Consider the following 17,738-nt stretch of genomic DNA (forward strand, 5'->3'; position numbering starts at 1 on the left):
TCCTCGGGGTAGAGGTCAGGCATGTTCGACTCGCCTGTCGTGCGCTTCGGGCGGGGAAGGGCAGGTGCGCGGGCGCGCGGAGGACGGCCGGACGACCACGGACGTGATGCGCATCCGGCCGCGGCGGTCCTTGCCCCCTTCGGCGAACAGCCGAAGACCGGCGACCTCGGCTTCGGCCCCCGGCAGCGGGACCCTACCCAGTCGCTCGGCGAGCAGCCCGCCCACGGTCTCCACGTCGTGGTCTTCGAGGTCGATGCCGAACAGTTCGCCGAGGTCGTCGACGCCGAGCCGGGACGACACCCGGACCGAGCCGTCTTCCAGTTCCTCGACCTCGGGACGCTCGTCGGCGTCGGATTCGTCGGTGATCTCGCCGACGATCTCCTCGAGGATGTCCTCGATGGTAAGAAGGCCGGCGGTGCCGCCGTACTCGTCCACCGCGATCGCCATGTGGTTGTGCGTGCGCTGCATTTCCTTGAGCAGTTCGTCGAGCCGCTTGGAGTCGGGCACGAAGCTCGCCGGGTTCATCACCGCGTCGACGACCGTGCTCGGGCCGTCCGGGCCCATGTACTCGGACATCAGGTCTTTGATGTTGGCCACGCCGACGATGTCGTCCACCGAATCGTCGATCACCGGGACGCGGGTGAAACCGGTGCGCAGCGCGAGCGCGAGGGCCTGGCGCACGGTTTTGGTGCGCTCGATCCACACGATTTCGGTGCGCGGCACCATGACCTCGCGGGCGACGGTGTCCCCGAGTTCGAACACCGAGTGGATCATCTCGCGTTCGGAGTCCTCGACGACGCCGCGTTCCTGGGCGAGGTCGACCAGTTCGCGCAGTTCGACTTCGGAGGTGAACGGGCCCTCGCGGAAGCCGCGGCCGGGGGTGATCGCGTTGCCGAGCACGATCAGCAGCCGCGACAGCGGGCCGAGGACCGTGCCGAGGACGCGGACCGGCCCCGCGACGATCGTGCCGACGCGGTAGGGGTGCTGGCGGCCGATGGTGCGCGGGCCGACGCCGATGATGACGTAGCTGACCACGACCATCACGACCGCGGACACCAGGATCGCGAGCCACAGCCGGTCGAACCAGGCGACGAAGGACACGGTGACCAGCACCGTGGCGGTGAGTTCGCAGACGAGCCGCAGCAGGAGCAGCAGGTTGATGTGCCTGCGGCGCTCGGCGACGACCGCGGCGAGCTGGCGGGCTCCGACGCGGCCGCTGCGGACGAGGCCGTCGACCCGGGCTTGCGACACCGTGCCGACCGCGGCGTCCGCGGCGGCGAACACGCCCGCGAGCAGCACCAGCGTCACCGCGATGACGACCTGTGCCGGGGGGTTTCCCATCGTCGGAGCCTAGGGCGCTTCCCCGGGCTGCGGCGCGTCGAGCCCGGCGATGCCGAGCACGCGGTCGTCGACGTCGCGCTGCGCGTCGCGGGCCTGGTGCGCCGCGAGCGCGGCCTGGAACTCGCCGAGGATCCGCTTCTGCAGCCCGAACATCTCGCGTTCCTCGGCGGGCTCGGCGTGGTCGTAGCCGAGGAGGTGGAGGCAGCCGTGGACGGTGAGCAGGTGCAGTTCGTCGATCAGCCGGTGGCCCGCGGTTTTCGCCTGGTCTTTCGCGAAGGCAGGGCAGAGCACGATGTCGCCGAGCAGCGCGGGGGACGAGTCGGGCGCGTCGGGGCGGCGCGAGGAGTCGAGTTCGTCCATCGGGAAGGCCATCACGTCGGTGGGCCCGGGCAGGTCCATCCAGCGTTCGTGGAGGTCTTCCATCACCTCGAGGGTGACGCAGAGGATGGACAGCTCGGCGAGCGGGCTGACCTCCATTTTCTCGAGGGTGTAGCGCGCGGCGGAGACGATGGACGCCTCGTCGACGTCGACGCCGGATTCGTTGGCGATTTCGATGCTCATCGGCGGGTGCCCTTCCAGCCGCCGTTCTGCTGCTGTTGCGCGTCCTGCACGGCCTGCCACTTCTCGTACGCCTCGACGATGTCGCCGACCAGTTTGTGCCGGACGACGTCCTGGCTGGTGAGTTCGGCGAAGTGCAGGTCCTCGACGCCGCCGAGGATGTCGCGCACGACGCGGAGCCCGCTGCGCTGCCCGCCGGGGAGGTCGATCTGGGTGATGTCGCCGGTGACGACGATCTTCGCGCCGAATCCGAGGCGGGTGAGGAACATCTTCATCTGCTCGGGCGTGGTGTTCTGCGCCTCGTCGAGGATGATGAAGGCGTCATTCAGGGTGTTGTGAGTGACGAGATAGTCCTCGGTGACGTACAGCGAGTCCTCGGCTGCCACCTGGATGCACACTGCTTCTGCCCGGCCTGCCGGTTCGATGCTGTCGATGAACCGCATCGGACGACCGCCTCCGCCCGCCGCGCGGTAACGCTCCTGCTTGCGCGCGAGCCGGAACGGTTCGACGCCTTCGGGAAGGCGGATGTCGATGACGTACGCGTCATGCCGGTGCTCGACCGGCCGTCCCTTCGCCCACCCAGGTGCGCGACCAGCGGCGGCGCGGTTTCGGACATAGGCTGTGCCGCCGAGCGAACGCACCAGTTCGATCACGCCTTCCGCGAGGCGCGGCGAAGTCGTCGTGTACTGGATCCGGCAGGTTCGGCCCCGCTGCCCGACCGGCCCCCCGTCGGAATCCAGCAAGCCCTGCAGCACCGCGAGACGCACCGAAGCGGCGTTCCGGAGGTAAAGCTCAGGAACGAACTTGGTATGCGAACGGGTGCCGAGCAACCGCAGCGCTCGCAGCGCCGCGGTGACCGGGTTCTCCAGGGTGACGAGGTCGCCCGGCTGCCCGGCCCGGTTGAGCAGGTAGTCGACTCGGCTCTTGCGGGTGGTGAGTGTCCCGGGAAGGGCCGCTTCGAGCGCGAGAGCCAATTCGGGATCGTCGGTCGAGAAGGACGGAGTTGTCGAACCGGTGAGACACCCGTCCCCGAGCAGCAGGCCCAGCGCGTACGGATCCATCGGGACGGCACGTTCCGGGTGGCAGACAGGTGCGCTGAGCATCGGCAATTCATACCGGCGCGCGTGCGCCGCCCGAAGCTTGCCGATCATCTGCTTGGTCTCGAGCACTCGCCACGGCTTGCCGCGCCGCTTGTCCGACGCGGTCTTGACTGCCCACAAGTGCTCGCCGCAGCACAACGTGGACGAACCGTCCCCCGCGGTGACCCGGTAGATGTCCTTTTCACCTTGCGGGTAGACGCCGAGCACAGGGGTGGGCTCCCCGTTCGAGCCGATCACCAGGTCGCCTACTCGCAGTTCCCCGATGGGCCGGTACCCGTCCGGGGTCAGCACAGGCGTGGCCACCGGCTGAGCGCGACCGCGCATATAGGCCAGCGGTGCGATTTCGATCGTGCCGGCCTGCATGAGCCGCGGAATCGACTCCGGCTCGACCATGTCGTGCAGCGCGTCGTAGAGCGGCCGCAGGTACGGGTCGATCTTCTCGTTGAGCGTTCCCGGCAAGTACCCGAGCCGCTCGCCGGCCTCGACCGCAGGGCGGGTCAGCACGATCCGCGTAACCTGCTTGGCCTGCAACGCCTGCACGGCTTTCGCCATCGCCAGATACGTCTTGCCCGTACCAGCGGGCCCGATCCCGAAGACGATCGTGTGCTTGTCGATCGCGTCGACGTACCGCTTCTGGTTCAGCGTCTTGGGCCGAATGGTCTTGCCGCGCCGCGACACGATGTTGAGACTCAACACCTCCGCGGGCGAGGCGTCGCCGCTGGACAACATCCCCACAGTCCGCCGCACCGTGTCCGGCCCGACCTGCTGCCCACCACCGGCAAGCTGCACCAGCTCGGTAAACACCCGCTCCGCGAACGCCACATCAGCCGCGGCGCCAGTCAGCGTGACCTCGTTGCCGCGCACGTGCACGTCAGCGGCCAGCAGCTCTTCGGCCACCCGCAAATTCTCGTCCCGCGACCCCAGCAGGCTCAGCTGAGCCCCGTCCGGGATGGGGAATCGAACCTGTGCCGCCCCGGCAGCGGTTGCCTCGGCCGATACCCGATTGTCAGGTCGGGCGGCTCCACCCGTCTCAGTTCCGGCCACGTGGCCTCGGTCCTGCTTTCTGCGCACTTCGCAAGTCAAGGTACAGGGACCCTTGAATGCTACTTGCCCTGCTCCCTGCCCCGCAGCCCGGTTTCAGTGCACCCCGCCCTGCGGCCGCCCAAACAACCCCAACTGCTCCCCACCGAGCACGTGGGCATGCACATGAAACACAGTCTGCCCAGCATCAGCATCGGTATTGAACACAACCCGATACCCACTAGCGGAGACCCCCTCGATCTCCGCCACCTTGCGAGCCGTCAACAACACCCGGGACAACAACCCCGGATCCGCCTCGGCAAGCTCCCCGACATTCCGATACCGCTTCCGAGGCACCACGAGCACATGCACCCGCGCCTGCGGATTGATGTCCCGAAACGCAAACGTAGCGTCGTCCTGATACACGACGTCAGCCGGAATCTCCCCAGCAATAATCCGCTCGAACAACGTCTCCGCCCCACCCGCATCACTCATACGCCCACCCTACAAACAGCGAACACACCAAGGCGACCAACGCACGGAACTCCACCACCGCACGCACCCAACGCAACGGACGCACGGGAGGCAACCACCGCACCGTGGGGGTCCGGGGGCTCGGCCCCCCCGGGAGTAATGAGCGGAACCGCGGCGGCGAAGGATCGCCGCCAGGCGATACGAAGACGCCGCGGCGCGGTGGAGCCTGGGGGTCGCTCCACCGCCGCCGCGGCTCCGCCGGACCGAGGGGGGAGGTGCCCGGCGGGGTTCTGGTTCGTACTCAAGAGTAATGCCCGCCTGCGGGCGGGCTGAAACCCTCGTGTTTCGCGCGTTGCGAAGCAGAGTAGCCGCCGGGGGTGCGGCGCGCCATCACCTGGTGCGGATGTTCAGGGGTTCTGCCGGGTTTTCCGGGTTCGGGTCAGTGCCAGCGGCCGGTGAGGACGCCGAGCGCGCCCAATGCCACGGCCGCCGCGGTGGACGTGCGGAGAACCGTCGGGCCGAGCCGGACCGTGGTGGCTCCGGCCTCTTCGAGGGCCGCGAGTTCGTCGTCGGTGATGCCGCCCTCGGGTCCCACGACGAGGAGGATGTCGCCTCCGTCGGGCAGGTCGAGGTCAGTAAGCCTGCTGGTGACGCCGGATTCGAGGACGAGCGTCGCGGACATCGTGGCGGCCAGTTGCGCGAGTTCGCGCGTGCCGACCGGTTCGGCGACGGCGGGCACGTGGGCGCGGCGGGCTTGTTTCGCGGCGGAGCGGGCGGTCGCGCGCCAGCGGGCGAGTGCTTTCTCGCCGCGGGGTCCGTCGTCCCAGCGGGCGACGCTGCGGGCGGCGCGCCAGGGCACGATCGCGTCGGCGCCGGCTTCGGTGGCCAGTTCGACGGCCAGTTCCCCGCGGTCGCCTTTGGCGAGCGCCTGGGCGACGTGGACGCGCAGCGCGGGCGGTTCCTCTTGCCAGCGCTCGAGGACCGTGAGGGTGACCGTCGCCGCACGGCCGGCTTCGACGGCGTCCACGGCGCAGCGGGCCATCGCGCCGGCGCCGTCGGAGAGCACGAGCTGCTCCCCCACGCGCAGCCGGCGGACGGTGGCCGCGTGCCGGGCTTCCTCGCCGTCGAGCAGCGCCCGGCCTTCGGCGGGCACTGCCGGGGCGAGGAAGACCGGCAGGGTGGTGTCGGGCACCGTCAGCGGTTCTTCGCGCGCAGCTTGGAGAACAGGCCGCCGTGCTTGCTGCCGTTGGCGGCGAGGGTCGGGACTTCTTCGCCGCGCTGCTGGGCCAGGTCGACGAGCAGGTCTCGCTGGGCCTCGTCGAGCTTGGTGGGTACCACGACGTCGATGTGGACGTGCAGGTCGCCGCGGCCGTCGACGCGGCCGGACGAGCGCAGCCGCGGCATGCCCTTGCCGGTGAGCACCAGTTCGGTGCTGGGCTGGGTGCCGGCTTCGATGTCGAGTTCGTAGTCGCCGTCGACCAGCGTGGTGATCGGGACCGTCGCGCCGAGCGCCGCGGTGGTCATCGGGATCCGGAAGTTGCAGTGCAGGTCGTTGCCCTCGCGGACGAACACCTCGTGCGGGGCCTCGTCGATCTCGACGTAGAGGTCGCCCGCCGGGCCGCCGCCGGGGCCGACCTCGCCCTGGCCGGACAGCCGGATCCGCATGCCGTCGCCGACGCCGGGCGGGATCTTCGCGGTGACGCCGCGCCGCGACCGGATCCGGCCGTCGCCGCCGCACTGGCGGCACGGGTCGGGGATGACCTCGCCGAAGCCGCGGCACACCGGGCACGGGCGCGCGGTGACGACCTGGCCGAGGAACGACCGCTGGACGGACTGGACCTCGCCGGCCCCGCCGCAGGTGTCGCAGGTCTTGGTGCTGGTGCCCTCGGCGGTTCCCGCGCCGCGGCACAGGTCGCAGACGATCGCGGTGTCGACGGTGATCTCGCGGTCGACGCCGGTCGCGCACTCCTCGAGGGTGAGGCCGAGCCGGATCAGCGCGTCGGAGCCGGGCTGCACGCGGCTGCGCGGCCCCCGTCCCCGACCGCCGCCTCCGCCGGCGGCGCCGAAGAACGCGTCCATGATGTCGCCGAGCCCGCCGAAGCCCGCGAACGGATCGCCGCCGCCTCCGCCGCGGCCGCCCCCGTCCATCGGGTCGCCGCCGAGGTCGACGATCTTGCGCTTCTGCGGATCGGAGAGCACCTCGTACGCGGTGGTCACCTCGCCGAAGCGGTGCTGGGCGTCCTCCGACGGGTTCACGTCGGGGTGCAGTTCACGGGCCAGCTTGCGGTACGCGCGCTTGATCTCCTGATCGCTCGCGTTCTTGGCCACCCCGAGGATCCCGTAGTAGTCCCTCGCCACGTTGCTCTGCCTTCTCCTTCGTCTTCCGCCCCCGCCGCCGGTCAGCGGCCGGACAGGATCTGCCCCACGTAGTTGGCGACCGCGCGGACCGCCGCGATCGTGCCGGGGTAGTCCATCCTGGTCGGCCCGACGACGCCCATTCCCCCGAGCAGCATGTCGTCCCGGCCGTAGCCGATGGACACGACCGAGGTGCTGCGCATCTGCTCGTCTTCATTTTCCTCACCGATGAGCACGGTGACCGCACCGGGGTTGCGGGCCGCCGCGAGCAGCTTCAGCACCACCACCTGTTCCTCGAGCGCTTCGAGCACCTGGCGCAGCGAACCGGGGAAGTCCGCGACGTTGCGGGTGAGGTTGCCGGTGCCGCCGAGCACGATCCGCTCTTCCGGGTGCTCGACCAGCGATTCGACCAGCATGGTGCAGATCCGGGTGAGGTGGTCGCGCAGGTCCGCCGGAGCGGCCTCGGGCAGCTCGGCCACGTTCGCCGCGGCGTCGGCGAGGCGCCGCCCGGCGAGCGCGCCGTTGAGCACGGTGCGCAGCCGCAGCACGGTCTCCTCGGTGACCACGTCGCCGAGGTCGACGGTGCGCTGGTCGACGCGGCCGGAGTCGGTGATCAGCACCAGCATCAGCCGCGCGGGCGTGAGCGGGACCACTTCGAGGTGGCGCGCCACGGTGTTGGTCAGCATCGGGTACTGCACCACCGCGACCTGGCGGGTGAGCTGCGCGAGCAGCCGGACCGACCGGCGCAGCACGTCGTCGAGGTCGGTGCCGGAGTCGAGGAAGCTGGTGATCGCGCGCCGCTCGGCGCTCGACAGCGGCTTGACCTCCGACAGCCGGTCGACGAACAGCCGGTACCCCTTGTCGGTGGGGATCCGCCCGGCGCTGGTGTGCGGCTGGGCGATGTACCCCTCTTCCTCCAGGGCGGCCATGTCGTTGCGCACGGTGGCACTGGAAACGCCGAGGTTGTGCCGCTCGACGATCGACTTCGACCCGACCGGCTCCTGGTTCGAGACGTAGTCGGCGACGATCGCGCGCAGCACCTCGAAGCGTCGCTCGTCCGTGTTCGCCACCGGCACCTCCTTCGCGGTCCTCCTGGTACTCACAACGAGTTTACGGACCCGGCAGTGCCCGGCGCCCCCTCCGGTCCGGACCGCCCCGGGTAAAAGGCAGGCAAACAATTTTTAATCGCGACGAACCGGGCAACTGGGATCTTCGCTTGCACCGGGAACCGGAACCCGGTTTTCTGCCTCAGAAAGACTGTGAACCACTCGACCCGAAAGCAGTGGCCGACATGAACGCACTTTCTCCCGAAATCGCCGAAATCCGGCAGCGGGCCGCCGAGGCGCAGGAGCGGCTGAAGCACGTGTCGGCGACCGCGACGAGCCAGGACGGCGCGGTCACCGCGACTGTCAACACTGCCGGTGCGCTGCAGGAACTCCAGTTCGGCTCCCGCGCGGACGAGATGCCGCGCGCCGCGCTCGCCGCCGCCGTGCTGGCCACCGCACGGCGCGCCCAGGCCCAGGCGGCGCAGCAGCTGACCGCGATCATGGCTCCGGTGATCGGCGAGCACAGCGACGCGATGAAATTCCTCGAAGAACAGATCCCGGAACCGGAAGTTCCGGAGGAACCGGCCCCGCCTTCGACGCCGCAGCCGCAATTCTTCGACGCGCAGGACGATTCCGCCGCACCGCCGCCCGTCCGGCCCGCGGCCCCGCCCGCACCGCCAGCCCGGCCCGCTCGCCCGGCGGCTGACCCGACCGATGACGACGACTACTACAGCGGCGGCTCGTTCCTGGGGAGGAACTGATGGCAGACGGATCGAAAGTCGACCTTCCGGCGCTGCGCGAGCACAAGGGCGAGGTCGAGAACATCGCGGCCGGCGTGCACACCGCGGCGCAGGCGACCGAGTCCGGCCAGTCGTTCGGCGACGACGCGTTCGGCCTCGTCGGCCAGGTCTTCGCGATGCCGCTGCAGATCTGGATGTCGATCGCGACCTCGTTCGTCAAGGACGTGGCGGACACGGCCGACGACATCGCCGATCGCCTGCAGCAGGCTCACGATCACTACGACAACCACGAGAAGCAGACCGTCGGCCACATCAACGGCCTCGGCAAGGAGCTGCCGGAATGACCGAGACGCAGGAAAACCCGCTGGTAGCGAAGTCGGAGTCGCCGAGCGGCCTGACCACGAACATGGGGTCCTCCTCGAACGAGCTGGACAACCTCAACGCCCAGACCTCCGGCTCCGGCATGCTCAACGACGTCGCGGCGACGCTCACCGACGCCCGGCACGGCGACTGGGGCAACTTCGGCGTCGACGTCGCCACCGACGGCCTCGACCTGCTCGGCGCGGCGATGGACCCGCTCGGCACGCTGGCCAGCGCCGGCGTCGGCTGGCTGATCGAGCACATCAGCTTCCTCAAGGAAGGTCTCGACCAGCTCGCGGGCAACCCGGAGGCCGTCACCGCCAAGGCAGTGACCTGGTCGAACATCTCGAAGCAGCTCAACGAGAGCGCGGACCAGTACGAGCAGGCCGCGGGCAAGGTCTCCCCGAGCTTCCAGGGCCAGGGCGGGGAGGCGTACCAGAAGACCGCGAAGGGCTACGCGGACACTCTCCGGGGCGCGGCCGGGCACGCGAGCAGCGCGTCCACCGGGATGAACATCGCCGCCGCCCTGGTCGGCACGGAGCGCGGGCTCATTCGCGACATGATCTCGTCGTTCGTGGGCGAACTGATCATCAAGGGCATCGCCGCGCTGGCGTCGTCGTGGTGCACCTTCGGCGGGACAGTGGCCGCGTTCATCGCCGACACCGTCGTCGAGGGCGGGATCCTGGCGGAGAAGATCGGCACCCGGATCGCGAAGGTCGTGGAGAAGCTGGACAAGCTCGCGGAGAGCGCGGGCAAGTCGAAGGCCGCGATCGAGCAGGCGGCGAACGCGCTGCGCAAGGTCGGCAAGGCCGCGGGCAAAGTGACCGACAAGAGCGTCGACATCGCTGCCGGGCTCGAGAAGAAGGCCGGCGACCTCAAGCAGGCAGGCAAGGCCGAGAGCGCCGCGGACAAGGCCGAACGCTGGACCGACAACGCCAAAAAGAAGGTGCCCGGGCGCGAACATTTCGAACACGCCGGCGATACCTACTCCGAGGACGGGCGCGGCGTGCTGAACCAGAAGAAGTGGCGCGAAGGCGACGGAGCCCCGGCGTTGACCACCGCCGACATCGCCGGAGTCGGAGCGGAAGCCAGGCGGCAGGAGAACGAGCAGTACGACCGGTACGCCGAAGGCTCCGAGGCCTACAAAAAGGAGCACGAGAAGGCCGAGGGCGGCTCCGGCGGCGGCGAAGGCGGCACGGGAGAGTGAGCAGCGAAACCGTGCAGGCAGCCGCCGATCAGGCCAACCGGGAAGGCAGGCTGCATCCGTCCCAGCGGACAATGGTCCTGAACGCGGGCTTCTCGATGGCGGTCGTGTGGATCATCCTGTTCGTGGCCGCCGCGGTCATGGCACCGATCGGCATCGGAGTGAGCAGCGACGAAGTGCGGGGCTTGAACGAATTGCACACCGACGCCGGTTTGCCGCCGGTGTCGTACTGGTCGCTGAACTGGCAGGTGTATCTCCTGACGGTGTTCTTCCTGGTGCTCGCGGTGTTCCCCGGGCGACTTATCTGGCGGCGGCTGGCGGAAGTGCGCAGCGGCAAGCTCGACGTAGTCCCCGGTTGGACGTACGACTATGGCCACGTGCACAAGGCACCGTCCGGCGGACAGCACGCGATGTACATGTACGAGGTCACCGAGCGGATGACGTTCACCTATTTCGTCGTGCAGGGGAAGTCCCACCGGCTCGATTACGACATGCGGCAGCGGGTGCTCGGCAGCCGCACCAACGCCGCGATCCTCACTCCGCGCAGCAAAATCCTGGTCAACGTGGTCGCGGCGTGACCGCGAAGGCCGATCCCGGCGAGGTCGCCGCCGCCAACCTCGCCGGGAGGACGCATCCGAGCCAGCGCGGCGAGGCGCTCGGCTGCCTCTTCCGGGCAGTCTGGGGGTTCGTCGCGATCGAGGTGGCGATCTCGATCGTCGCGGTGGTCAAGTCGGGCTTCACCACGTCCGCGTTGTGGGCGGTGGGGGTCACCGTTGTCATCCTCGTGCTGGCGATCCGGTTCAGCCTGCGGGAGATCGCCGACTTCCGCGCGCCGCTGACAGTCCTTCCCGGGCCGGCGCACGATTTCGGCGCCGGCCCGATCACCGACGGCTATCCGGTCGGGTTCAAGCACACCCCGCGAGGGCCGGGCACCACTGAAAAATGGCAGCTCCGCGTGGGCGGCCGCACCCACACCGTCAGTCCGGGCCGCGGGAAGCGGCTGGCCGCCGAGCGGGTCATCGCGGTGTGCCTGTTCGGGAACAGCGGCACGGTGGCGAGCATCGTCGGCGAGAACGGCGTGTGGTGAACCCGGGTCAGGAGTTCTTCGGGAACCCCAAGTTCACCCCCGCGTGCGAGGTGTCCGGCCAACGGGACGTCACCACCTTCGTCCGCGTGAAGAAGTGGAATCCCTCCGGCCCGTACGCGTGCGTGTCGCCGAACAGGGAGTCTTTCCAGCCGCCGAAGGAGTAGTAGCCGACCGGCACCGGGATGGGCACGTTGACGCCCACCATGCCCACTTCGACCTCGTTCTGGAAGCGCCGCGCCGCCCGTCCGTCGCCGGTGAAGATGGCGGTTCCGTTGCCGTACGGGTTGGCGTTGATGAGCGCGAGCGCGTCGTCGAAGCTCGTCGTTCGCGCGACGGACAGCACTGGTCCGAAGATTTCGTCGGTGTACACCGCCATGCTGGGCGTGACGCGGTCGAAAAGCGTGGGGCCAAGCCAGAATCCGTCGTCCGAGCCGTCTGCTTCCACGCCCCGGCCGTCCATCACCAGTTCCGCGCCTTCGGCTACCCCGGTGTCCACATAGGACGAAACGCGCTCGTGGTGTGCCCTGGTGACCAGCGGTCCCATCTCCGACGACGGTTTGCGTCCGTCGCCGACGCGCAGTTTTCGCATCCGGTCAACGATTTTGGCCACCAGTTCGTCCGCGATCGGCTCGACGGCGACCACCACTGACACCGCCATGCACCGCTCCCCCGCCGAGCCGAAACCGGCGGACACGGCGGCGTCCGCGGCCAGGTCGAGGTCGGCGTCCGGCAGCACGATCATGTGGTTCTTCGCCCCGCCGAGCGCCTGCACGCGTTTTCCGTGGCTGGTGCCGGTTTCGTAGACGTAGCGCGCGATCGGAGTGGAGCCGACGAAGGAGATCGCCTTGACGTCCGGATGCGCGAGCAGTCCGTCGACCGCCACTTTGTCGCCCTGCAGCACGTTGAACGCGCCGGACGGCAGGCCCGCTTCGGCGAGCAGTTCGGCGATGAACAGCGCGGCGGACGGGTCTTTCTCGCTCGGCTTGAGCACGACGGTGTTGCCGCACGCCAGCGCGTTCGGCACGAACCAAAGCGGCACCATCGCGGGGAAGTTGAACGGCGAGATCACGCCGACCACCCCGAGCGGCTGCGCGATCGAGTAGACGTCGACGCCGGTGGAGGCGTTCTCGCTGAACCCGCCCTTGAGCATTTGCGCCGCGCCGCATGCGTACTCGACGTTCTCGATCGCGCGCGCGACCTCGCCCGCCGCGTCCGATTCGACCTTGCCGTGCTCGCTTGTCACGATCTTCGCCAGTTCGTGTTTGCGCGCCTGGAGCAACTCGCGGAAGGCGAACAACACGCGCGTGCGCCCGGCGAGCGACGTGCCCCGCCAGCCCGGCAACGCTGCGGTCGCCGCGGCCACGGCTTGCTCCACCTCGCCCGGTCCGGCGAAGTCCACCTGCGCGCTGACCTGGCCGGTCGCCGGGTCGTACACGTCGCCGGTGCGTCCGGTGCCGACGACCGGCTTGCCGTCGATCCAATGGCTGATGCGGTCGGTCACGACGTCCGCTCCTTCCGGTCGGGTGCCCACGAGTCTCCGGGCGAAGCGCCCGGGTCCGCCATCGACAACGTGTACGGACTACCCCTCTCCGCCGTACAGTCTGTGCCCTGCCAGCCAGCAAGGGAGACCGATGTACCCGACCGTCGCCGAGGCGCTCGCGTTGCCGGTGCTGCGTCAGGGCTGTCCGCGCGTGGTCGCGGGCAGCACGGGCCTCGAACGGCGGGTGCGCTGGGCGCACGCGGCCGAGGTCGCCGACATCGCGCACCTGCTGCGCGGCGGAGAACTCGTGCTCACCACCGGCGTCGCGCTCCCCGATGACGACGCGACGCTGACCCGGTACGTCGCCGACCTCGCCGAAGTGGGCGTCGCGGGCCTGGTGGTCGAGCTGGTGCGGCACTGGAACGACCGGCTGCCGCGCGCCCTCGTCACCGCGGCCGAGCAGCGTGGATTGCCGCTGGTGACGCTGTCGCGCGAGACGCGCTATGTCGCGGTGACCGAGGCAGTGAACGGCATGATCGTGGACGCGCAGCTCGCCGAGCTTCGGGCGGCGGAGCGGGTGCATGAAACGTTCACGTCGCTGACTGTCGCCGGTGCCGAGCCTGCTGCGGTGTTGGCCGAGGTGGCGCGGTTGACCGAACAGCCGGTCGTGCTGGAGACGCTGGAACACGAAGTCCTCGCCTACGACACGGCGGGCACAGATCCGGGTGAACTGCTGATCGGCTGGCCGGCGCGGTCGCGGGTGGTGCAGGTCGGCGAGCGCACCGGCTACCACTCGGCGGCGGGCTGGCTGGTCACCGTGGTCGGCGCGCGCGGACACGACTGGGGACGGCTCGTCCTGGTGTGCGCCGAACCGCCGCCGCACCGGTACCAGGTGGTCGCCGAACGAGCCGCGTCTGCGCTCGCGGTGCACCGCCTCGTTGCGCGTGACTCCGACACCCTCGAACGGCAAGCGCACCGCGCGGTCTTGACCGAACTGCTGAATTCGCCCGCACCGACCGCAGAAATCCTCGCGCGCTCTTCCGCGCTCGCCGTGCCGCTGACCGGACGACAGTTGGTCGGCCTCGCAGTACGGCCGCGCATCACCGCGACGACGCGACAGACGCTGTCTACGCCACCGCTGTTGCGCGAACTGGCCGAAGCGACCGCACTCGCGACGCGCCGGGCGAAGGTGTCCGCGCTGGTGTCGACGGACGAGACGGCCGTACGCGCGCTTCTTGCGCTCTCGCCGGAAGCTAACGCCGACGCCGTGCTTCAGCGCCTAGCCGCCGACATCCACGACGCGCGCGCCTCCGCCCCCGCCGCTCTCGGCGTAGGCACGACTGTCACGGGAGCCGCTGAGGCACAACGCACTTTGGTCGAAGCCGCGCATGTCGCTGCCGCCGCCCTCGACGAGGACGACGGCCAACTGTTGCACCGTCTCAAGGATGTTCGGCTTCGCGGCCTGCTGCACCTTCTCGCCGACGACGAGCGCGTACACGCCTTCGCCGCGCGAGAGTTGGGCCCGCTCTTAGAACGCGACGCCGCCTCCGGCAGTCGACTAGTTCCGGCACTGCGGCACTACTGCGCGCACGGCGGCAACAAGTCCGCCGCAGCCGTCGCCGCCCACACCTCGCGGACGGCGTACTACCAGCAACTCGCCCGCATCGAACAGGTGCTGGGAGTGCGACTGGAAGATCCGGAGTCGATGCTGTCGCTGTACGTGGCATTACTCGCGCACGACCTCGGCGCCGCCACCCGTCCGAGCGAGGAAAGCCTACCCGGACGAGGAGCACAGTGATCGGGTCCGGCGAGCCGATATCCCTCGTATGGTGTTCTCTTCCTTCGCTCCGGTCGCCGCTGCGCTGATCGGACTCGGCGGCGTGGCCGCGCCGCACGTCCCGGAGTCCGTGCTGCAGGTGACCGTGCACGAGACTTCCGGGCGCGTCACGAGCGCGTCCCTGACCTGCGACCCCACCGGCGGCACGCACCGCCACCGCGACACCGCCTGCGCGACCCTCACCGCGGTCGACGGCGATTTCGCCCGGATCGCCCCGCATCGGCAGAAATGCACGATGATCTACTCCCCCGTGGACGTCACGGCACTGGGCAGCTGGCGGGGCACGCCGGTGACCTACCGGGCGACGTACCCGAACAAGTGCGCGGCGGACAGCCAGTCGAACGGGGTGTTCGCGCTTTAGGCCGCGGCTTCCCCCGCCTCTCGGTCCGGCGAGCGCGAACGGCGGACGCCGCCGCGCCACCGGGCCGCTTCCCGCCGACCGAGTCGGAATCGGTTGCCGCACCGGATAATTCGATACGGAGCCGCCGCGATCCTGCGTAGGCTGCGCCGTCGTGATGACCCCGACGACGTTCCGCGAGCTGTACCACGTTGTGCGCGAACACCCCGGCCCGGCGTTGTTCACCGACGTGCTTTCCCCGTGGCTCGACGAGCACGCGGCCGCCGCGCGCGAGTTGCTCGCGCCGCTGGCGGTCTGCGGAGAATGGCAGCGGACGGAATACGTCTGGGGCGACCTGCTCGAGCAAGCGTACGCGCTCAGCCGGATCAGCGATCTCCTGTTGCTGGGCTTCCAGCCCGGCCTTCCGGCCGGAACCACAACGCCTTGGGCGCACCAATTGCACCTGCCCGAGCACGACGTGCGCGTCACCGCGGAGGAGTACTTCGGCTTTCTCTCCGCGCTGGGCCTGCGGCGGGTGGAAGTCGCGCGGTTCGATCCGTTCTTCCACGAGATCGCGGCCGTCGAGCAGAGCGATGATCCGGACGCGCCGATCGAGATCGTCGCCGAACGGTGGCCGTGCCTGATGTTCGGCGAGTTGCTGTTCGGCCGCGCAGGTGTCGCCGTGCGGGCCGGGGAACGCCGCGCGACAGCCGGGATCGCGGACCGGTCGATGCTGGAGGATACGTTCCTCCGCCGCCATCGGCCGACCAACGACGGATCGCTCGGCTGGGGGCACAATTCGCAATGGAGGACGGCTTTCCGCCGCGACTACCTGACCGCGGACGACTACCGGTTCAACGTCGACGCGAACGTCGACATCGACGAGGAAAGCCCGTTCAGCGATGTGGAGCTGACCCCGGCGGAGCGCCGCGACCTGGTGCGCCATCGCTGCGCGGTGATCCGCTCCGAGCACCTCCCGGAGGACGAAAACCCGGTGCTCGACTGGCGGCTGACCGTGCCGCGGGAGTGAAGCCCGGCGCGGGCCCCGTCATGCGCACGGGGCCTGCGCCCGGACGATCTCCCGGGCCCGGGAACGGCTCAAGTTCCAGGCAGGCCAAGCGTCGTCGGCGAGAGACCCGGCGATCGGGCGCAGCAGGCAGGCCGCGTCGGGGCGGCGCTGCGCCACCACCGGGGCCACATCCGCGGAGAACCGGCTCAGATAGCGGACATCCAGCGGCTTGCCGTGCACCGCCCGGTCCAGGTTGGCGTCGGCGATCAAGGCTTCCGGGTTCGCCGCGGCCAGTCCCAGCAGTGCCAGTGCCCCGGTCGCGATCGCCGCGCGGGGCAGCCAGGCGGCGCGGAGCGTGCCCAGCGTCGCGACCGTCAGCAGGAAGACCACGCCCAGCCAGATCTCGCACACCTCGACCACCAGGCGCAGCACGGTGAACCCGTAAGCCTCCTGGTAAGTCCACATGCGACTCAACGCCGACAGCACCAGCACCAGGCTCAGCACCGCCAAGGCGCCGAGCAGCGCACGCAACAGGATCCGGTCGGCGCGGCTGGTTTTCGGGGCCCAGCGCAGTGCCGCGGCGATGATGCCGAGCGTCAGGACCGTGCAAGCGCAGAGCTGCCAGAACCCGCCGCGGGCGTAGTCCGCCGAGGTGAGGCCGTCGGTGCGGAGGACGTAGCCCGTGCCGCCGAAAAGGGCTACCGCCTGTACCAGGACGTAGACGGTGAACAGGAACGCGAGCGTTGCCAACGCCGCCGTCCACAGTAGCCGGTCGCCCATCGTGGACGTCCGGTTTTCCCGCTCCGGCAAGGGATCCGCGGAGATCAGAAAGGCACCGGCAGTGCCGCCGAAGGTCACGGCGAACACCAACGCCCACTGGAAGGCCGAATCAGGGCGCACGGTCGGGACGAGGTCGCCGACGAAGTGCGCGAAGTTCGCGTCCGCGCTGATCAGCAGCGGGAGGAACACGACCACCACCAGCGCGGACACCAGCACCGCCGCGAAAACCCGCGTCTGACTCCGTCCTGAACGCCGGGCGCGGCGAAGGACCCACGGCACCGCGCGGAAGGCTTCGAGGGGAATCGCGAGGGCGTCGTAGGTGGTGCCGTGCACGGTCCGCCGACCGACCACCGCGAGCGACGCCGCGACTCCCGCCGCCAGCACGCACAGCACGAACAACCAGTCCGCCGCCCGCACCGCTCCGACGCCCAGCAACGCGATCGCCAGCACTCCCCATCCCGCGCGACGCCACCGCAGGCCCGGTCCCACCCGCACGACCAGCACCGCGATGCCCGCCAGCGCCGCCGACACCACCCATCCGATCCCGGGCCGGTCGACCGGCACCAGCACCGCGGCGACCACCGCGACCGCGACTGCCGCCAGCCTCGCCCCGCCCGGCACCGCCGCCTCGGCCCGGGCGAACAACGGACGCGGTCCCGAAGGCCGCTGGTCGATCAGCACAATCCCCGGCGGAACGGCGTGTGCGGGCCGGACTTCGACGTGTTCGGACATGAAACTCCTCTTCGCATTAGCAAACACCGAACGGAATTCCGCTCCCCAGAAAGCGAAATGAGCAAGTGCTGGAGTGCTTCAGCGGAGGCGCGTGGCCCAGTCGACCGCCGCGATCAACCACCGACCTCAGCGGGCACCCGACCAGCCGCTGTTTCCCCGATCATCGCGGCCCCGGCAGCGCATCCGCAGCGCCGAGACCGCCTCTTATACACATATCCGAGCCACCGAAACCGAGGCTGTACTCGCATGCCGTCTTCTGCTTGAAAAAAAAAAAACAA

17 protein-coding genes and 3 pseudogenes are annotated in these 17,738 nt (G+C 69.6%); 9 read left to right on the plus strand and 11 right to left on the minus strand.

Going from position 1 to position 17,738, the window contains the following annotated elements:
• Positions 1-15: 15 nt before the first annotated feature.
• The 9 genes and pseudogenes from D0D37_RS41050 to hrcA form a co-directional block, all read right to left on the minus strand.
• A complete protein-coding gene (locus D0D37_RS41050; protein ID WP_116205970.1) occupies positions 16-1,341 on the minus strand; it encodes a hemolysin family protein in 1,326 nt (441 codons plus the stop codon).
• Positions 1,342-1,350: 9 nt separating this feature from the next.
• The gene (gene ybeY, locus D0D37_RS41055) at positions 1,351-1,902 is read right to left on the minus strand and encodes an rRNA maturation RNase YbeY (RefSeq protein WP_116205971.1); all 552 of its coding nucleotides are present in this window, start codon (positions 1,900-1,902) and stop codon (positions 1,351-1,353) included.
• Positions 1,899-2,231, minus strand: a pseudogene (locus D0D37_RS48310) (PhoH family protein); the annotation flags it as partial. The gene ybeY and the pseudogene D0D37_RS48310, both read right to left, overlap by 4 nt.
• 267 nt (positions 2,232-2,498) lie before the next feature.
• Positions 2,499-3,323, minus strand: a pseudogene (locus tag D0D37_RS48690) (LAGLIDADG family homing endonuclease); the annotation flags it as partial.
• Positions 3,312-4,043 (minus strand): annotated as a pseudogene (locus D0D37_RS48320) (PhoH family protein); the annotation flags it as partial. The pseudogenes D0D37_RS48690 and D0D37_RS48320, both read right to left, overlap by 12 nt.
• A 93-nt stretch (positions 4,044-4,136) precedes the next feature.
• Entirely contained in the window at positions 4,137-4,514 is a 378-nt protein-coding gene (locus tag D0D37_RS41065) for a histidine triad nucleotide-binding protein (protein ID WP_116205973.1), read from the minus strand.
• A 418-nt stretch (positions 4,515-4,932) separates the two neighbouring features.
• Entirely contained in the window at positions 4,933-5,685 is a 753-nt protein-coding gene (locus D0D37_RS41070; RefSeq protein WP_116205974.1) for a 16S rRNA (uracil(1498)-N(3))-methyltransferase, read from the minus strand.
• A 2-nt stretch (positions 5,686-5,687) separates the two neighbouring features.
• On the minus strand, positions 5,688-6,851 hold the full coding sequence (gene dnaJ / locus D0D37_RS41075; protein WP_116205975.1) for a molecular chaperone DnaJ: 1,164 nt from the start codon (positions 6,849-6,851) through the stop codon (positions 5,688-5,690).
• 41 nt (positions 6,852-6,892) lie between these two features.
• Positions 6,893-7,918 carry a heat-inducible transcriptional repressor HrcA gene (gene hrcA, locus D0D37_RS41080; protein WP_116205976.1) on the minus strand — a complete coding sequence of 342 codons (1,026 nt, stop codon included), beginning with the start codon at positions 7,916-7,918 and terminating at the stop codon, positions 6,893-6,895.
• A gap of 221 nt (positions 7,919-8,139) precedes the next feature.
• On the opposite strand from hrcA, the gene D0D37_RS41085 reads away from it, so the two are divergent.
• The 5 genes from D0D37_RS41085 to D0D37_RS41105 are packed head-to-tail and all read left to right on the plus strand — an operon-like array spanning position 8,140 to position 11,285.
• Positions 8,140-8,655 carry a YbaB/EbfC family nucleoid-associated protein gene (locus tag D0D37_RS41085; protein WP_116205985.1) on the plus strand — a complete coding sequence of 172 codons (516 nt, stop codon included), beginning with the start codon at positions 8,140-8,142 and terminating at the stop codon, positions 8,653-8,655.
• A complete protein-coding gene (locus tag D0D37_RS41090; protein ID WP_116205977.1) occupies positions 8,655-8,978 on the plus strand; it encodes a type VII secretion target in 324 nt (107 codons plus the stop codon). Before D0D37_RS41085 ends, D0D37_RS41090 begins: the two co-directional genes overlap by 1 nt.
• Entirely contained in the window at positions 8,975-10,201 is a 1,227-nt protein-coding gene (locus D0D37_RS41095) for a PPE domain-containing protein (RefSeq protein ID WP_116205978.1), read from the plus strand. Before D0D37_RS41090 ends, D0D37_RS41095 begins: the two co-directional genes overlap by 4 nt.
• On the plus strand, positions 10,198-10,776 hold the full coding sequence (locus tag D0D37_RS41100; RefSeq protein ID WP_116205979.1) for a hypothetical protein: 579 nt from the start codon (positions 10,198-10,200) through the stop codon (positions 10,774-10,776). The genes D0D37_RS41095 and D0D37_RS41100 overlap by 4 nt, the downstream gene beginning before the upstream one ends.
• Positions 10,773-11,285 carry a hypothetical protein gene (locus D0D37_RS41105; RefSeq protein ID WP_116205980.1) on the plus strand — a complete coding sequence of 171 codons (513 nt, stop codon included), beginning with the start codon at positions 10,773-10,775 and terminating at the stop codon, positions 11,283-11,285. Before D0D37_RS41100 ends, D0D37_RS41105 begins: the two co-directional genes overlap by 4 nt.
• A gap of 7 nt (positions 11,286-11,292) precedes the next feature.
• Here D0D37_RS41105 and D0D37_RS41110 read toward each other — a convergent pair whose 3' ends face one another.
• A complete protein-coding gene (locus D0D37_RS41110; protein ID WP_116205986.1) occupies positions 11,293-12,786 on the minus strand; it encodes a CoA-acylating methylmalonate-semialdehyde dehydrogenase in 1,494 nt (497 codons plus the stop codon).
• Between the two features lie 130 nt (positions 12,787-12,916).
• On the opposite strand from D0D37_RS41110, the gene D0D37_RS41115 reads away from it, so the two are divergent.
• The 3 genes from D0D37_RS41115 to D0D37_RS41125 all read left to right on the plus strand — a co-directional run bounded on the left by D0D37_RS41115 (position 12,917) and on the right by D0D37_RS41125 (position 15,969).
• On the plus strand, positions 12,917-14,563 hold the full coding sequence (locus tag D0D37_RS41115) for a PucR family transcriptional regulator (RefSeq protein ID WP_116205981.1): 1,647 nt from the start codon (positions 12,917-12,919) through the stop codon (positions 14,561-14,563).
• A 28-nt stretch (positions 14,564-14,591) separates the two neighbouring features.
• Positions 14,592-14,963 (plus strand): SSI family serine proteinase inhibitor, encoded by a 372-nt coding sequence (locus tag D0D37_RS41120; protein WP_116205982.1) that lies wholly within the window; start codon positions 14,592-14,594, stop codon positions 14,961-14,963.
• 154 nt (positions 14,964-15,117) lie between these two features.
• Complete coding sequence (locus D0D37_RS41125; protein WP_244223858.1) at positions 15,118-15,969, plus strand: nucleotide exchange factor GrpE; 852 nt, start codon at positions 15,118-15,120, stop codon at positions 15,967-15,969.
• Between the two features lie 18 nt (positions 15,970-15,987).
• Here D0D37_RS41125 and D0D37_RS41130 read toward each other — a convergent pair whose 3' ends face one another.
• Positions 15,988-17,460 (minus strand): DUF4153 domain-containing protein, encoded by a 1,473-nt coding sequence (locus D0D37_RS41130; RefSeq protein WP_116205984.1) that lies wholly within the window; start codon positions 17,458-17,460, stop codon positions 15,988-15,990.
• Positions 17,461-17,551: 91 nt separating this feature from the next.
• Between D0D37_RS41130 and D0D37_RS47640 the strand changes: the two genes are divergently transcribed.
• Positions 17,552-17,738, plus strand: a 187-nt coding sequence (locus D0D37_RS47640; RefSeq protein WP_208720487.1) for a hypothetical protein, incomplete at its 3' end; no start/stop codon positions are given.

Source organism: Amycolatopsis circi, assembly GCF_003385235.1.
In the GTDB taxonomy this organism is placed as follows: domain Bacteria; phylum Actinomycetota; class Actinomycetes; order Mycobacteriales; family Pseudonocardiaceae; genus Amycolatopsis; species Amycolatopsis circi.

What these genes read in the sequence shown, in the direction of transcription:
- D0D37_RS41050 (WP_116205970.1), bottom strand. Translation starts at nt 1,341, where the DNA reads ATGGGAAACCCCCCGGCACAGGTCGTCATCGCGGTGACGCTGGTGCTG.
- ybeY (WP_116205971.1), bottom strand. Translation starts at nt 1,902, where the DNA reads ATGAGCATCGAAATCGCCAACGAATCCGGCGTCGACGTCGACGAGGCG.
- D0D37_RS41065 (WP_116205973.1), bottom strand. Translation starts at nt 4,514, where the DNA reads ATGAGTGATGCGGGTGGGGCGGAGACGTTGTTCGAGCGGATTATTGCT.
- D0D37_RS41085 (WP_116205985.1), top strand. Translation starts at nt 8,140, where the DNA reads ATGAACGCACTTTCTCCCGAAATCGCCGAAATCCGGCAGCGGGCCGCC.
- D0D37_RS41090 (WP_116205977.1), top strand. Translation starts at nt 8,655, where the DNA reads ATGGCAGACGGATCGAAAGTCGACCTTCCGGCGCTGCGCGAGCACAAG.
- D0D37_RS41095 (WP_116205978.1), top strand. Translation starts at nt 8,975, where the DNA reads ATGACCGAGACGCAGGAAAACCCGCTGGTAGCGAAGTCGGAGTCGCCG.
- D0D37_RS41115 (WP_116205981.1), top strand. Translation starts at nt 12,917, where the DNA reads ATGTACCCGACCGTCGCCGAGGCGCTCGCGTTGCCGGTGCTGCGTCAG.
- D0D37_RS41120 (WP_116205982.1), top strand. Translation starts at nt 14,592, where the DNA reads ATGGTGTTCTCTTCCTTCGCTCCGGTCGCCGCTGCGCTGATCGGACTC.
- D0D37_RS41125 (WP_244223858.1), top strand. Translation starts at nt 15,118, where the DNA reads ATGACCCCGACGACGTTCCGCGAGCTGTACCACGTTGTGCGCGAACAC.
- D0D37_RS41130 (WP_116205984.1), bottom strand. Translation starts at nt 17,460, where the DNA reads ATGTCCGAACACGTCGAAGTCCGGCCCGCACACGCCGTTCCGCCGGGG.